Annotated in this window: 11 protein-coding genes and 1 pseudogene; 11 read left to right on the top strand and 1 reads right to left on the bottom strand. The window is 72.4% G+C overall.

Going from position 1 to position 14709, the window contains the following annotated elements; all coding sequences use genetic code 11:
* Positions 1-296: 296 nt before the first annotated feature.
* The 4 genes and pseudogenes from ACZ5ID_RS26990 to ACZ5ID_RS26975 form a co-directional block, all read left to right on the top strand.
* Positions 297-935 carry a type II secretion system F family protein gene (locus ACZ5ID_RS26990; protein ID WP_468902870.1) on the top strand — a complete coding sequence of 213 codons (639 nt, stop codon included), beginning with the start codon at positions 297-299 and terminating at the stop codon, positions 933-935.
* A gap of 63 nt (positions 936-998) precedes the next feature.
* Positions 999-1199 (top strand): DUF4244 domain-containing protein, encoded by a 201-nt coding sequence (locus ACZ5ID_RS26985; RefSeq protein ID WP_406557207.1) that lies wholly within the window; start codon positions 999-1001, stop codon positions 1197-1199.
* Positions 1186-1641, top strand: coding sequence for a TadE family type IV pilus minor pilin (locus ACZ5ID_RS26980; RefSeq protein ID WP_468902866.1), 456 nt, complete (start codon positions 1186-1188; stop codon positions 1639-1641). Before ACZ5ID_RS26985 ends, ACZ5ID_RS26980 begins: the two co-directional genes overlap by 14 nt.
* Positions 1638-2072, top strand: a pseudogene (locus ACZ5ID_RS26975) (Rv3654c family TadE-like protein); the annotation flags it as partial. The gene ACZ5ID_RS26980 and the pseudogene ACZ5ID_RS26975, both read left to right, overlap by 4 nt.
* A 151-nt stretch (positions 2073-2223) precedes the next feature.
* Here the strand turns inward: ACZ5ID_RS26975 and ACZ5ID_RS26970 are convergent.
* Positions 2224-4809: a DEAD/DEAH box helicase gene (locus ACZ5ID_RS26970; protein ID WP_468902864.1), complete on the bottom strand. Its 2586-nt coding sequence runs from the start codon at positions 4807-4809 to the stop codon at positions 2224-2226.
* A 79-nt stretch (positions 4810-4888) separates the two neighbouring features.
* Between ACZ5ID_RS26970 and ACZ5ID_RS26965 the strand changes: the two genes are divergently transcribed.
* From ACZ5ID_RS26965 to topA, 7 genes are all read left to right on the top strand, one after another.
* Complete coding sequence (locus ACZ5ID_RS26965; protein ID WP_053728100.1) at positions 4889-5242, top strand: STAS domain-containing protein; 354 nt, start codon at positions 4889-4891, stop codon at positions 5240-5242.
* Between the two features lie 85 nt (positions 5243-5327).
* On the top strand, positions 5328-5771 hold the full coding sequence (locus ACZ5ID_RS26960; protein WP_406554843.1) for an ATP-binding protein: 444 nt from the start codon (positions 5328-5330) through the stop codon (positions 5769-5771).
* A gap of 248 nt (positions 5772-6019) precedes the next feature.
* Positions 6020-8413: a sodium-translocating pyrophosphatase gene (locus tag ACZ5ID_RS26955; protein ID WP_468902861.1), complete on the top strand. Its 2394-nt coding sequence runs from the start codon at positions 6020-6022 to the stop codon at positions 8411-8413.
* 189 nt (positions 8414-8602) lie between these two features.
* Positions 8603-9337, top strand: a complete 735-nt coding sequence (locus ACZ5ID_RS26950; RefSeq protein WP_468902858.1) for a small secreted protein — start codon at positions 8603-8605, stop codon at positions 9335-9337.
* Positions 9338-9448: 111 nt separating this feature from the next.
* A complete protein-coding gene (locus tag ACZ5ID_RS26945; RefSeq protein ID WP_468902856.1) occupies positions 9449-10975 on the top strand; it encodes a DUF7059 domain-containing protein in 1527 nt (508 codons plus the stop codon).
* Positions 10976-11300: 325 nt separating this feature from the next.
* The gene (locus ACZ5ID_RS26940; protein WP_468902854.1) at positions 11301-11516 is read left to right on the top strand and encodes a hypothetical protein; all 216 of its coding nucleotides are present in this window, start codon (positions 11301-11303) and stop codon (positions 11514-11516) included.
* Between the two features lie 248 nt (positions 11517-11764).
* Positions 11765-14569, top strand: a complete 2805-nt coding sequence (topA, locus tag ACZ5ID_RS26935) for a type I DNA topoisomerase (protein WP_468902851.1) — start codon at positions 11765-11767, stop codon at positions 14567-14569.
* Positions 14570-14709 lie beyond the last annotated feature (140 nt).

Raw genomic sequence — 14709 nt, 5'->3', positions numbered from 1 at the left:
GACCGGTACCTGGCTCCGGGGGTGCGGGCGACGGGGCGGGCTCGGAAGTTTTCCACAGCCTGGGGGTGACGGCGGCGCTCGTGGCCCTCGTCCTGTGGACAGTGCTGGAGATCGCCGGGCGCGGCAGGGAGCGGGCGGTACGGCGGCGGGGGACGGGACTTGTGGCGGCAGCTACGAGCCCGTGGCCACCGTCGCCGGCCACACCTTCACCGGGCCCACCGTCACCGGGCACGCGGACGTCGGGCACACGGACATCGGGCACCTGGCCGTCGTCCGTCCGGTCACGGGCTGCCCGGTTGCTGGACGGGGCCACGGCAGGCGGGGCGCCGATCCGGGGGCGCGCCGGTGCCTGGGCCGCGCCACTGGGAGTGCTGGCCGCCGCGTACGTACTGATCGGCGGGACGGCCGGGGCTGTGATGGGGCTGGCCGCGGCGTACGGGACCGGGCGCTGGGCCCGTCGCCGGGAGCCGCGACGCGCGCCTTCCGGCACGGAGGCGATGGACCCGGAACTGCCGCTCGCGGCCGATCTGCTGGCCGCCTGCCTGTCGGCCGGCGCCGGGCCGCGCGAGGCGGCCGGGGCCGTGGGCGAGTCGCTGGACGGCCCCGTGGGGCGGCGGCTGGCCCAGATCGCCGCCGAGCTGCGGCTCGGGGGCGAGCCGGCCGAGGCGTGGGGGAGGTTGGGCGAGATACCGGGCGCGGCCGGGTTGGCCCGGTGCCTGGAGCGGGCCGCCTCCTCGGGGGCACCGGCGGCCGGCCCGGTCGGCCGGGTGGCCGAGCGCTGCCGTGCCGAGCGGGCCCGGACGACGGCCGCCCGGGCCCGGCGGGCGGGCGTACTGATCACCGGGCCACTGGGGCTCTGCTTCCTGCCCGCGTTCCTGGCCGCCGGGGTGGCGCCGGTGGTGATCGGGCTGGCGGGCGGGTTGCTCGGACGCTGAACCGGCAAGCCGGCGAGAGATCGCCGGATCAAGAGATCCGAAGACATCGACAGTACGACCGGCATGGGGGTTGGGATGAGGACATGGATGCGGTGTGTCGCGCGGCGGATGCGCGGGGACGCCGGAATGACGACCAGCGAGTACGCGGTGGGGACCATCGCCGCGTGCGGCTTCGCGGCGGTGCTCTACAAGGTGGTGACGAGCGAGGCCGTCTCCTCGGCGCTCCAGTCACTGGTGGGGAGGGCGCTCGATGTGCAGTTCTGAGCAGGGTGCCCCCGGGCCGGACGGCCACCGGTCCGGGAAGGGCCCGCCGCCCATGGGGCAGGGGCGCCATCTCCGCGCCGACCGGGGCTTCGTGACGGCGGAGGCGGCTGTGGTGATCCCGGCGCTGGCCGCGTTCGCCCTGGCGCTGTTGGGGGGGCTGATGGCAGCCGCCGCGCAGATCCAGTGCCTGGACGCGGCCCGGGCCGGGGCCAGGGCCGCCGCGAGGTCCGAGCCCGAGCAGGAGGTGCTGGCCGCCGCCCGATCGGCGGCCCCGCCCGGGGCGAGGGTCGCGCTGCGGCGGGACGGCGACCTGTGGCGCGTACGGGTGGAAGCCCCGACCCCGGGCCCGCACGCGCTGGCCCTGGCCCTGACGCTGAGCGGGGACGCGGCGGCGCTGGCGGAGGACACGGTGGGGCGGCCCCTGGTCGGGGAGGAGCGATGAGGCCCCGGACGTGGGGTGCTCCGGCGGCCAGGCGCGCGGCCCGTGCCCGGCCGAGGGGGTGGGGTGCTCTGGCGGGTAGCCGGGCGGCCCGTGCCCGGCCGAGGGGGTGGGGTGCTCCGGCGGCCAGCAACGCGGCCCAGGTCCGCGCCCAGGTCCAGGTACAGGTCCAAGCCCAAGCCCAGGACCGGGGCTCGGCGTCCGTCTGGGTGGCGGTGGCCGCCTCCGCGCTCTGCCTGGTGTTCGGGGCCGTCCTCGCCCTCGGGCAGGCCGTGGCGGCCCGGCACCGGGCGGGGGGCGCGGCGGACCTGGCGGCGCTGGCGGCGGCCGACCGGGCGCTGTGGGGGACCGCCGAGGCCTGCGCCGGGGCGGTCCGGGTCGCGGGAGCGCAGGGCGGCGAGGTGGTCCGGTGCACGGTGACGGGGGAGATCGCCGATGTCACCGTACGGGCGAGGTTCGGCCCGTACGCCCCGGAGATCAGGTCCCGGGCGGGCCCGGCGGCGCCTCCCGCGTACCGCTTCCTGCCGGCCGCCCCGGGGCCGCGGCCCCCCGCTCCCCGGGCGACGCAGCCCCCTCGGACACCGGCTACCCCGACGAGTCCGGCACCTCCGGCGAACCCGGAGGACGCGGCGAACCCGTCGTCTCGGGCGAACCCGGCGAACCCGGCTCCTCCGGCGAAGCCGGCCGACCCGGCGAACCCGGCGCGTCCGCACCCCCCGGTGCCCCCCGCAGCAGTTCCGTGAGGAGCCGGACCGCGCCCCGCTTGTGGAGCGGCTCGTTGCCGTTGCCGCACTTGGGGGACTGCACGCAGGACGGGCAGCCCGCCTCGCACTCGCAGGAGGCGATGGCCTCGCGGGTCGCCGTCAGCCACTCGCGCGCGGTGTGGAAGGCGCGCTCCGCGAACCCCGCGCCGCCCGGGTGGCCGTCGTACACGAAGACCGTCGGCAGCAGGGTGTCCGGGTGCAGCGGGACGGAGACCCCGCCGATGTCCCAGCGGTCGCAGGTGGCGAAGAGCGGCAGCATGCCGATCGAGGCGTGCTCGGCGGCGTGCAGCGCGCCCCCGAGGATCTCCGGGTTGATCCGGGCCGCGTCGAGCTGGTCCTCGGTGACCGTCCACCACACGGCCCGGGTGCGCAGGGTGCGGGGCGGCAGGTCCAGCTTGGTCTCGCCCAGCACCTCGCCGGTGATGAGTTTGCGGCGCAGGAAGGAGACGACCTGGTTGGTGACCTCGACGGAGCCGTAGCAGAGGCGGCCGGCTCCCCACGGAACGTCGGTGTCGGTTTCGAGTACGGAGATGGAGGTGGTGTCGCGGGCGACGGTCGAATAGGGCGGACTGGCCTCCTCGACGAGGGCGACCGGGCCGGCGGGGTCGTCCAGGTCCAGACGCTTCACCAGGTACGTACGGCCCTGGTGGAGGTGGACGGCGCCGTCGTGGACGGAGGTGTGGGCCGTGGAGGCGTCGACCGTGCCGAGCAGCCGTCCCGTCGACGCCTCGACGATCTGGACCGGGCGGCCTCCCCCGCCCCGGATGTCGGCGAGGTCGGTGGCGCGCTCGCGGCGGGTCCAGTGCCAGCCCGAAGCCCGTCGGCGGAGCAGCTTCGCGGCCTCCAGCTGCGGCATCAGGCCGGGGCTCGCCGGTCCGAAGAGTTCGAGGTCGGACTCGGTGAGCGGCAGTTCGGCGGCTGCCGCGCACAGGTGCGGGGCGAGGACGTAGGGGTTGTCCGGATCGAGCACGGTGGACTCGACGGGCTGCTGGAACAGCGCCTCGGGGTGGTGGACGAGGTAGGTGTCCAGCGGGTCGTCCCGGGCGACCAGGATCGCCAGCGCGCCCTCGCCCGAGCGCCCGGCGCGCCCCGCCTGCTGCCACAGCGAGGCGCGGGTGCCGGGGTAGCCGGAGATGATCACGGCGTCCAGGCCCGACACGTCGATGCCCAGCTCCAGGGCGGAGGTGGCGGCGAGGCCGAGCAGCTCGCCGGAGTGCAGGGCCTGCTCCAGGGCCCGGCGCTCCTCGGGGAGGTAGCCGCCCCGGTAGGCGGCGACCCGGCGGGCGAGGGTGCGGTCCACCTCGTACAGCCGCTCCTGGGCGATGACGGCGACCAGCTCGGCGCCGCGCCGGGAGCGGACGAAGGCGACCGTGCGTACTCCCTGGACGGCCAGGTCGGTGAGGAGGTCGGCGGTCTCGGCGGTGGCGGTGCGGCGCACGGGCGCGCCCTTCTCGCCGAGGAAGTCGGTGAGGGGCGGCTCCCACAGGGCGAAGACCACCTCGCCGCGCGGCGAGGCGTCGTCGGCGACCTCGACGACGGGCAGGCCGGTCAGCCGGCGGGCGGCCACGGACGGCTGCGCGGCGGTGGCGGAGGCGAGGAGGAAGACGGGGTCGGCGCCGTAGCGGGCGCAGAGCCGGCGCAGGCGCCGCAGGACCTGGGCGACGTGGGAGCCGAAGACGCCCCGGTAGGTGTGGCACTCGTCGATGACGACATAGCGCAGCGAGCGCAGGAAGGAGGACCACCTGGGGTGGGCGGGGAGTATGCCCCGGTGCAGCATGTCCGGGTTGGTGAGGACGTAGTTCGCGTACTGGCGCACCCATTCGCGTTCTTCGACCGGCGTGTCGCCGTCGTATACGGCGGGCCGGATCGCGTTGCCCAGGGGCTGGGCGAGGGCCTTCACCGATCGCCGCTGGTCGGCCGCCAGGGCCTTGGTGGGGGCCAGGTAGAGGGCGGTGGCGCCGCGTCCGTTCGGGGCCTCGGAGCCGTCCAGGAGCGTGCTGAGGACCGGGGCGAGGTAGGCCAGGGACTTCCCGGAGGCGGTGCCGGTGGCGATCACCACGGACTCGCCGTCCAGGGCGTGCTCGGCGGCGGCTGCCTGGTGGGCCCAGGGGTGCTCCACACCGGCCCGCCGGATGGCGTTGATCACTTCCGGGCGGATGCGGTGCGGCCAGACTGCATGACGGCCCTCACGTGGGGGCAAGTGCTCCGTATGAGTGATGCGCGCAGCCCGGTCCGCCCCCGAGGCGAGCCGGTGCAGGACCATGCCGGGGTCGGGTCGTTCACCCGTGCCCTGAGCGGGTGTTCTGGGGCGGAGATTCCTGGCCATCGGCACCGAGTGTGTCACTGGCGGGACGGACAATGGTCCCAAGGCGTCGTGCATGGCTGCTGGTAAGTGATTGAATGCCATCGCGGCTGGCGATCCGTTCTCTGGCTCCGCCGGGGAGACTCAGGGATCGGCCGCTCGATAGCAAGGTGCTGGAGGATCCGTGGACCTGTCCCTGTCGACTCGCAATGTGTCCGGCCCTGGTGGCGACCGTACGGTCGTCGAGGTCGGTGGCGAGATTGATGTGTATACCGCGCCCAAGCTGCGCGAGCAGTTGGTCGAGTTGGTGAACGACGGCAGCTACCACCTGGTTGTCGACATGGAGGGCGTGGACTTCCTCGACTCCACCGGCCTCGGCGTGCTCGTGGGCGGACTCAAGCGTGTCCGTGCCCACGAGGGCTCCCTGCGGCTCGTCTGCAACCAGGAGCGCATTCTGAAGATCTTCCGGATCACCGGGCTCACCAAGGTGTTCCCGATCCATGGATCGGTCGACGAAGCCGTCAACGCCACCGACTGACGGCTCCGGAGGAAGAACAGGGGCACCGGGCCCCTCAAGGCCCGGGGCCCCTGACAAGCACGCCCGTACGTTCGAGGGGGATCGCATGGCCACCGTTGAACTCCGTTTCAGCGCCCAGCCCGAACACGTCCGGACGGCCCGCCTGGTGGCCGCCGCCGTGGCGCGTCGAGCAGGGGTGGACGAGGCGGTCCTCGACGAGGTCAGGCTCGCCGTCGGCGAGGCGTGCAGCCGTGCCGTGGGGCTGCATCGCGCGTACGGGTTGACGGCGCCGGTGCGCGTCGCGCTGACCGAGGAGGAGAAGTCCTTCTCCATCGAGGTCGGGGACGAGGTGCCCGGTCCGGGTTCCGGGGGTGCCGCGCCGGGTGGGCGCGGGGCCGCCGCCGAGGAGGAGCCGGACGACGGCGGGGAGGACGGGATGGGCCTCGCGGTCATCAGCGGCCTCGTCGACGACGTGGAGGTCACTTCGGACGAGTCCGGTGGTGTCATCCGTATGACCTGGCCGATCACCGGGGCAACCGCCGAGCCCTGACCGGTCTCTGTACCCCCGCCGAACAGGCCCTGCTGAGCAGGGCCTTTTTCGTTTTTAGGGATTATTCTCTAGATCGTTGATCAGCCGTCAATGCTTTTGCCCCATTACCGCTTTCGGGGGCCTTTTCATGGCGCGATCATTTGCTGATGGGCGACTGAAGGTCAATTCCGTCGGCCGCGCCCTGTTTTGATCGTGTTCCGCTCCCTACAATCCGTCCACATCTTGAGCTTGAACGTCAAGGAGGACGAATGGCGGGGCTCTTCAACCCACAAGAACTCGATCACCCCACTTCACTCGCGGCGGCGGTTCTGACCGACGACAACCGACTGATCGTGATCGTCATCGCGGCCGTGGCCCTCGCGGCCCTGGTCGTGGCCCAACTGCTGGTCCGCCAGGTGCTGGCGGCCGGTGAGGGCAGCGAGTCGATGAAGAAGATCGCGGCAGCCGTACAGGAAGGCGCGAATGCCTATCTGGCCCGGCAACTGCGCACCCTCGGCATCTTCGCCGTCGTGGTGTTCTTCCTGCTCTTCCTGCTGCCGGCCGACAACTGGTCGCAGCGGGCGGGCCGGTCTGCCTTCTTCCTGATCGGCGCGCTCTTCTCGGCGACGACCGGATACGTCGGCATGCGACTGGCCGTACGCGCGAATGTGCGCGTGGCGGCAGCCGCCCGCGAGGCGACCCCCGCGGAAGGCGAACCAGAAAAAGATCTCACGGCCGTCTCGCACAAAGCCATGAAGATCGCTTTCCGTACGGGCGGCGTGGTCGGCATGTTCACGGTGGGTCTCGGCCTGCTGGGTGCCTCCTGCGTCGTCCTGGTCTACGCCGCGGACGCACCCAAGGTGCTGGAGGGCTTCGGCCTCGGCGCCGCGCTGATCGCCATGTTCATGCGTGTCGGCGGCGGCATCTTCACCAAGGCGGCGGATGTCGGCGCCGACCTCGTCGGCAAGGTGGAACAGGGCATTCCGGAGGATGACCCGAGGAACGCCGCCACCATCGCCGACAACGTGGGCGACAACGTCGGCGACTGCGCCGGCATGGCCGCGGACCTCTTCGAGTCCTATGCCGTCACCCTGGTCGCCGCCCTGATCCTGGGCAAGGCGGCCTTCGGCGACTCCGGCCTGGCCTTCCCGTTGATCGTTCCGGCGATCGGCGTGGTCACCGCGATGATCGGCATCTTCGCGGTCGCCCCGCGGCGCGCCGACCGCAGCGGGATGTCCGCCATCAACCGCGGCTTCTTCATCTCCGCGGCGATCTCCCTCACCCTGGTGGCGGCGGCGGTCTACATCTATCTGCCGTCCACGTACGCCGAGTTGGACGGGGTCACCGACGCCGCCATCAAGGCGCACGGCGGCGACCCGCGGGTCCTGGCGCTGGTCGCGGTGGCGATCGGCATCGTGCTCGCGGCCGTCATCCAGCAGCTGACCGGGTACTTCACCGAGACCACCCGGCGCCCGGTCCGTGACATCGGCAAGTCGTCGCTCACGGGCCCCGCGACGGTCGTCCTGGCCGGTATCTCCATCGGCCTGGAGTCCGCCGTCTACACGGCCCTCCTGATCGGTCTGAGCGTCTACGGGGCGTTCCTGCTCGGCGGCACCTCGATCATGCTCGCCCTGTTCGCGGTGGCGCTGGCCGGTACCGGTCTGCTCACCACGGTCGGCGTGATCGTCGCCATGGACACCTTCGGCCCGGTCTCCGACAACGCGCAGGGCATCGCCGAGATGTCCGGTGACGTCGAGGGCGCGGGCGCGCAGGTCCTCACCGACCTGGACGCCGTGGGCAACACCACCAAGGCCATCACCAAGGGCATCGCCATCGCCACGGCCGTCCTCGCGGCGGCGGCGCTCTACGGCTCGTACCGGGACGCCATCGCCACCGCGGTGAACGACGTGGGCGCCAAGTCCAGCGAGATGACGCTGAGCATGGACATCTCCCAGCCCAACAACCTGGTGGGCCTGATGCTGGGCGCGGCCGTCGTCTTCCTGTTCTCGGGTCTCGCGATCAACGCGGTCTCCCGGTCGGCGGGCGCGGTGGTCTTCGAGGTGCGGCGGCAGTTCCGCGAGCACCCCGGGATCATGGACTACAGCGAGACGCCGGAGTACGGACGGGTCGTCGACATCTGTACGAAGGACGCGCTCCGGGAGCTGGCCACCCCCGGCCTGCTCGCGGTGCTGGCGCCCATCGCGGTCGGCTTCACGTTCGGCGTCGGGGCGCTCGGCTCGTACCTCGCGGGCGCGATCGGCACCGGCACGCTGATGGCCGTCTTCCTCGCCAACTCCGGTGGCGCGTGGGACAACGCCAAGAAGCTGGTCGAGGACGGCAACTACGGGGGCAAGGGCAGCGAGGCCCACGCCGCCACCGTCATCGGCGACACCGTGGGCGACCCGTTCAAGGACACCGCGGGCCCGGCCATCAACCCCCTGCTGAAGGTGATGAACCTGGTGGCGCTGCTCATCGCGCCGGCGATCGTCAAGTTCAGCTACGGGGCGGACGCCAGCCCCGCCGTGCGCACGGTGGTGGCGGTGCTCGCCACGGCCGTCATCGTCGGCGCGGTGTACGTCTCCAAGCGCCGCGGAGTGGCGGTGGGGGACGAGGGAAACCACGAGATGACCGCCAAGTCACCTGACCCGGCGGTCGTTTCCTAGGAAGAGCACGGCAAGGGCGGGCGGACGGTGCGGATTGACGCACCGTCCGCCCGTCTCTTTCGCGTCGTGAGCCTTCTCTCCCTTGGTGCAAATGGCTGCAAAAGCGAGCAGATCAGGCGTACGACACGCGGTTGTCGCCCACTTGGCGTGTATGTTCCGGGGCCGAGAGCCTTGGAAGGGACCGATCCGGTGAACAAGAAGCTTGCGGCCGCACTGTCCGGCGGCGCGGTACTGGTGCTCGCACTGTCGGGTTGCAGCAGCGACGACTCGGACAAGAAGGTGAACGACTGGGCCAAGACCTTCTGCGACCAGGCCCAGCCGCAGATCAAGAAGATCACTGACGCCAACGCCTCCATCGAGAAGCAGACGGCCGACGAGAGCAAGCCGGCCGATGTCCAGAAGACGGACTCGGCTGCCTTCCAGCAGATCTCCGACGCGTACAAGGCGCTCGCCGGCAGCCTCGACAAGGCCGGTGTCCCGCCTGTCGACGAAGGCGACAAGACCCAGCAGGAGGCCGGCAAGGAGCTGACGGCGTCCTCCGCCTCCTACGCCGACCTCAAGAAGAAGGTCGACGCGCTCGACACCGGCGACCAGGCGAAGTTCGCCGATGGGCTCAAGGGGGTGGCCGACCAGCTGAACACCATCAGCAAGAGCAGCGACGACGCCCTCAAGAAGCTGGAGTCCGGCGAGCTCGGCAAGGCGATGCAGAAGCAGCCGGGCTGCCAGAAGCAGACCGCCTCCGCGTCCTCCTCCGCCACGCCCGCCGCCGGCGGCGACGCCTCCAAGCAGGCGTCCCCCTCGGCCTCGGCCCCGCAGTCGGCGAAGCCCTCGGACTCGGCGAAGCCCTCGGCCTCCGCCACCTCCTCGGCGTCGGCGAAGCCGTCCGACTCGGCCAAGCCGTCGTCCTCGGCGAGCGGCGAGTAGCAGGCGCGCGGCGGCGCCGCACCGCGCCGCGGGAGCCCTCTCGCACGGCCCGGACCCCATGTGGGTGCCGGGCCGTGGGTGTTTGTCGGTGGCAGCCGCCACAATGGCGGGGTGAGTACGACCAGTGTTCCCGCCAGCCCGCCCGCCGGCCTGCCCGTGCCCGACCGCGCGGCCCGGCTCCGCGACGCCCTGCTCGCCGCCGACTTCACCGCCGACGGCCTGCTCGACCTGCTCGGCGCCCCCGCCTACGCCGCGCTGGCCCGCAGCGAGACGGTGCCCGCCCTGCGCGCCACGCGCGGCGACACGCCGCTCGACACGCTCGTACGGCTGTTCCTGCTCCAGCAGCCCGTGGCGTACGAGCGCGTCCGGGCGGCCCTGCCGGGCGATGAGGCCCTGGAGGACGGCTGGCTCACCCGGGCGGGTGACGAGGTGCGCGCCGCCGTTGACGTGCGTCCGTACGGCGGTCCGGAGGGGCAGGACTGGTTCATCGTCTCCGACCTCGGCTGCGCCGTCGGCGGCGCGGGCGGGGCGAGCGGCCGGGCGGACACCGCGATGGTCCTCGGGGTCGGCGGCGCGTCCACCACGCTCGCCGGGCTCACCGTCCGTACGCCGGTCGCCTCCGCCCTCGACCTCGGCACCGGCTCCGGCATCCAGGCGCTGCACGCCGCGCAGCACGCGACCCGCGTCACCGCCACCGACCTCAACCCGCGCGCGCTGGCCTTCACCCGGCTCACCCTCGCCCTGTCCGGCGCTCCCGAGGCCGACCTGCGCGAGGGCTCGCTCTACGACCCGGTGGGCGCCGAGACGTTCGACCTGATCGTGTCCAACCCGCCGTTCGTCATCTCGCCGGGCGCCCGGCTGACGTACCGGGACGGCGGCATGGGCGGGGACGACCTGTGCCGCACCCTCGTGCAGCAGGCCGGAGCCCGGCTGAACGACGGGGGATACGCGCAGTTCCTCGCCAACTGGCAGCACGTGGACGGCGAGGAGTGGCAGGAGCGGCTGCGCTCATGGGTGCCGCGCGGCTGCGACGCCTGGATCGTGCAGCGCGAGGTCCAGGACGTCACGCAGTACGCGGAGCTGTGGCTGCGCGACGCCGGGGACCACCGCACCGGCCCCGAGGCCTACGCCGAGCGGTATGAGGCGTGGCTCGACGAGTTCGAGGCGCGCGGGACCAGGGCGATCGGCTTCGGCTGGATCACGCTGCGCAAGTCCGGCTCCGAACAGCCCTCGGTCACCGTCGAGGAGTGGCCCCACCCGGTCGAGCAGCCGCTCGGCGAGACCATCCGGGCCCACTTCGACCGGCAGGAGTACCTGCGCACACGCGACGACGCGGCGCTGCTCGCCGACCGCTTCCGCCTCGCCGACGAGGTGGTGCAGGAGCAGGTCGGACTGCCGGGCGCGGAGGACCCGGAGCACGTGGTGCTGCGGCAGAACCGGGGCATGCGCCGGGCCACCACGGTGGACACGGTCGGCGCGGGCTTCGCGGGCGTCTGCGACGGCCAGCTGGACGCGGGCCGCATCCTGGACGCCATCGCCCAGCTGATCGGGGAGGACCCGGTCCAGCTGCGCGACCGCACCCCGGAATCGATCCGGATGCTGGTCGGCCAGGGCTTCCTGGAGCCGGTCGGGGAGTGACGCGCGCGCGGCCCCGGGCCGCCGTCGGGACGGCTGGGCCGGGGGCCGGCGTACGACAGGTGCGGTAGGGGCGCGCCCCCGCACGCGGCGGGTGCGGCCCGGCGGAAGGCGCCGGGCACGGGGAGGGAAGACAAGGGTGTGAATTCGGCCAACCCCACCCCCGCCCGTCGCGAGCCGACGCCCCGGCCGTCACACCGTTCACTTGGGCCGCCGGCGACCCGCCCGCCCCAACACGCCCGCTCGTAGCCGACTGGTCCGGATGGGGGTGCGGCCCGTTCACCTGGAGTTCGCCGGGGCTCCTCGCGCGGGTGCCAGGATCCGCGCCATGAACGGGATGGGTGGGGCGGAGGCCGGGCCGGCCGTGTTCGCGGGGACGGTCTTCGTCCTGTTCGGGGGCGCGCTGCTGCTGTGGACGGGGGTCCGGGTGCACCACCGGGCGCCGGTGGCGGACGGCGCGGGGCCCGTCGTCTCGGCGGCGCTGGCCACCCTCGCCGGCGCACTCTTCCTCGCGGCCGGGGTGTGGTCCTTCACACGCCTGTGAGTCCCGGGGACGTTCCGGCGCCGCGCCGGGCGGCGGGGACCCGTTCCCGGCCCTGCGCTGGGACGAAACGCTTTTCAGAACGCATCGGGACGGTCCAGGCGGCACACTCGCCGTAAGTCGGGTTACCGTTCGAGTGGCCGCTGCGGGCTTTTGCTGTTTGACACGGGGGCGGGTTGTACCGTCACACTCCGCAGCGACCGTACAGCTCGTACGTGCCACCCGAGTGCCGACCGGAGAGAAGAGCGAAGTTGTCCCCGACCAGCGAGACCGCAAAGGGCGGCCGCCGACTCGTCATCGTCGAGTCTCCTGCCAAGGCGAAGACGATCAAGGGCTACCTGGGCCCCGGTTATGTCGTCGAGGCGAGCGTCGGGCACATCCGCGACCTGCCGAACGGCGCCGCCGAGGTGCCCGACAAGTACACCGGCGAGGTACGCCGCCTGGGCGTGGACGTCGAGCACGACTTCCAGCCCATCTATGTCGTCAACGCCGACAAGAAGGCGCAGGTCAAGAAGCTCAAGGAGCTCCTTGCCGAGTCCGACGAACTCTTCCTCGCCACCGATGAGGACCGCGAGGGCGAGGCCATCGCGTGGCACCTCCAGGAAGTCCTGAAGCCCAAGGTCCCGGTCCACCGGATGGTCTTCCACGAGATCACCAAGGACGCCATCCGGGACGCCGTCGCCAACCCGCGCGAGCTCAACCAGCGGATGGTCGACGCCCAGGAGACCCGCCGCATCCTCGACCGCCTCTACGGCTACGAGGTCTCGCCGGTGCTGTGGAAGAAGGTCATGCCGAGGCTCTCGGCCGGCCGCGTCCAGTCGGTGGCGACCCGGCTCGTGGTGGAGCGGGAACGCGAGCGCATCGCGTTTCGTTCTGCTGAGTACTGGGACCTGACCGGGACGTTCTCCACCGGCCGGGCGGGCGACGCCTCCGACCCGTCCTCGCTGGTGGCACGCCTCGCGGCGGTCGACGGCCGCCGGGTGGCTCAGGGCCGCGACTTCGGTCCCGACGGACAACTGAAGAGCGACGTCCTCCACCTCGACGAGGCGAACGCCCGGGCGCTGGCAGCCGCCCTCGCCGACTCGGCCTTCGCCGTGCGCTCGGTGGAGTCCAAGCCGTACCGCCGCTCGCCGTACGCCCCGTTCCGTACGACGACCCTCCAGCAGGAGGCCTCCCGCAAGCTCGGCTTCGGGGCCAAGGCCACCATGCAGGTCGCCCAGAAGCTGTACGAGAACGGCTTCATCACGTATATGCGTACGGACTCCACCACGCTCTCCGACACCGCGGTGTCGGCGGCGCGTGCGCAGGTCACGCAGTTGTACGGCGCGAACTACCTCCCGGAGAAGCCGCGGACGTACGCCGGCAAGGTCAAGAACGCGCAGGAGGCGCACGAGGCGATCCGCCCCTCGGGTGATCGTTTCCGCACTCCGGCCGAGACGGGCCTGACCGGCGACCAGTTCCGGCTCTACGAGCTGATCTGGAAGCGGACCGTCGCGTCCCAGATGAAGGACGCGACCGGCAACTCCGTCACCGTGAAGATCGCGGGCCGGACGAGCGACGGGCGGGACGCGGAGTTCACCGCGTCCGGCAAGACGATCACCTTCCACGGCTTCATGAAGGCCTACGTCGAGGGCGCCGACGACCCGAACGCGGAGCTGGACGACCGCGAGCGGCGTCTGCCGCAGGTCGCCGAGGGCGACGCGCTGTCGGCCGAGGAGATCACCGCGGACGGCCACGCGACCAAGCCCCCGGCCCGGTACACCGAGGCCTCCCTGGTCAAGGAGCTGGAAGAGCGCGAGATCGGCCGTCCGTCGACGTACGCGTCGATCATCGGCACGATCCTGGACCGCGGCTACGTCTTCAAGAAGGGCACGGCGCTGGTGCCGTCCTTCCTGAGCTTCGCCGTGGTCAACCTGCTGGAGAAGCACTTCGGCCGGCTCGTCGACTACGACTTCACCGCGCGCATGGAGGACGACCTCGACCGCATCGCGCGCGGCGAGGCCAAGTCGGTGCCGTGGCTCAAGCGGTTCTACTTCGGTGCGGGCGAGGCCGGCGCGGGTATCGCCTCCGACGCCGGGAACGGCGACGGGGACCACCTCGGCGGTCTGAAGGAGCTGGTCACGGACCTCGGCGCGATCGACGCGCGCGAGATCTCCTCCTTCCCCGTGGGCAGCGGGATCGTGCTGCGGGTCGGCCGTTACGGGCCGTACATCGAGCGCGGGGAGAAGGACGCCGAGGGTCACCAGCGCGCCGACGTGCCGGAGGACCTGGCACCCGACGAGCTGACCGTGGAGCTCGCGGAGGAGCTGCTCGCCAAGCCGAGCGGCGACTTCGAGCTGGGCACCGACCCGGTGAGCGGCAACCAGATCGTGGCGAAGGACGGCCGCTACGGGCCGTACGTGACCGAGATCCTGCCGGAGGGCACGCCGAAGACGGGCAAGAACGCGGTCAAGCCGCGGACGGCCTCGCTCTTCAAGTCGATGGCCCTGGACACGGTCACCCTCCAGGACGCGCTGAAGCTGATGTCGCTGCCGCGGGTGGTGGGCGCCGACGCCGAGGGCGTGGAGATCACCGCGCAGAACGGGCGGTACGGGCCGTATCTGAAGAAGGGCACGGACTCGCGTTCGCTGGAGACGGAGGACCAGCTCTTCTCCATCACCCTGGAAGAGGCGCTGGCGATCTACGCCCAGCCCAAGGCACGGGGGCGCGCGGCTGCGAAGCCGCCGCTCAAGGAGCTCGGCACCGACCCGGTCAGCGAGAAGCCGGTCGTCGTGAAGGACGGCCGCTTCGGCCCGTACGTCACGGACGGCGAGACCAACGCGACCCTGCGGACCGGGGACAGCGTGGAGGACATCACGCCGGAGCGCGGGTACGAGCTGCTCGCCGAGAAGCGTGCCAAGGCGCCCGCGAAGAAGACGGCGAAGAAGGCCGCGGCCAAGAAGGCGCCCGCGAAGAAGACCGCGGCGAAGAAGACGGCCGCCAAGAAGACCGCGGCCACGGCGAAGAAGGCTCCGGCCAAGAAGACGGCGGCGAAGAAGACGGCCGCCGCCGAGTAGGACCCGAAGGCGCCGCGCGCGCCGGAGGGAGCGGAACGGAAGCCGGGCGGGGGGGGGGGGGGGGGGGGGGGGGGGGAGGGGTGGGGGGGGGGGGGGGGGGGGGTTGGTGTGGGGGGGGGGGGGGGGGGAGGGGGGGGGAA

Source organism: Streptomyces sp. NPDC031670, from assembly GCF_055580545.1.
Note: the sequence above shows the minus strand (reverse complement) of the source record. Positions and strands in the feature narration are given on the sequence as shown.

What these genes read in the sequence shown, in the direction of transcription:
- ACZ5ID_RS26940 (WP_468902854.1), top strand. Translation starts at nt 11,301, where the DNA reads ATGAACGGGATGGGTGGGGCGGAGGCCGGGCCGGCCGTGTTCGCGGGG.
- ACZ5ID_RS26980 (WP_468902866.1), top strand. Translation starts at nt 1,186, where the DNA reads ATGTGCAGTTCTGAGCAGGGTGCCCCCGGGCCGGACGGCCACCGGTCC.
- ACZ5ID_RS26960 (WP_406554843.1), top strand. Translation starts at nt 5,328, where the DNA reads ATGGCCACCGTTGAACTCCGTTTCAGCGCCCAGCCCGAACACGTCCGG.
- ACZ5ID_RS26985 (WP_406557207.1), top strand. Translation starts at nt 999, where the DNA reads ATGGGGGTTGGGATGAGGACATGGATGCGGTGTGTCGCGCGGCGGATG.
- ACZ5ID_RS26955 (WP_468902861.1), top strand. Translation starts at nt 6,020, where the DNA reads ATGGCGGGGCTCTTCAACCCACAAGAACTCGATCACCCCACTTCACTC.
- ACZ5ID_RS26970 (WP_468902864.1), bottom strand. Translation starts at nt 4,809, where the DNA reads ATGGCATTCAATCACTTACCAGCAGCCATGCACGACGCCTTGGGACCA.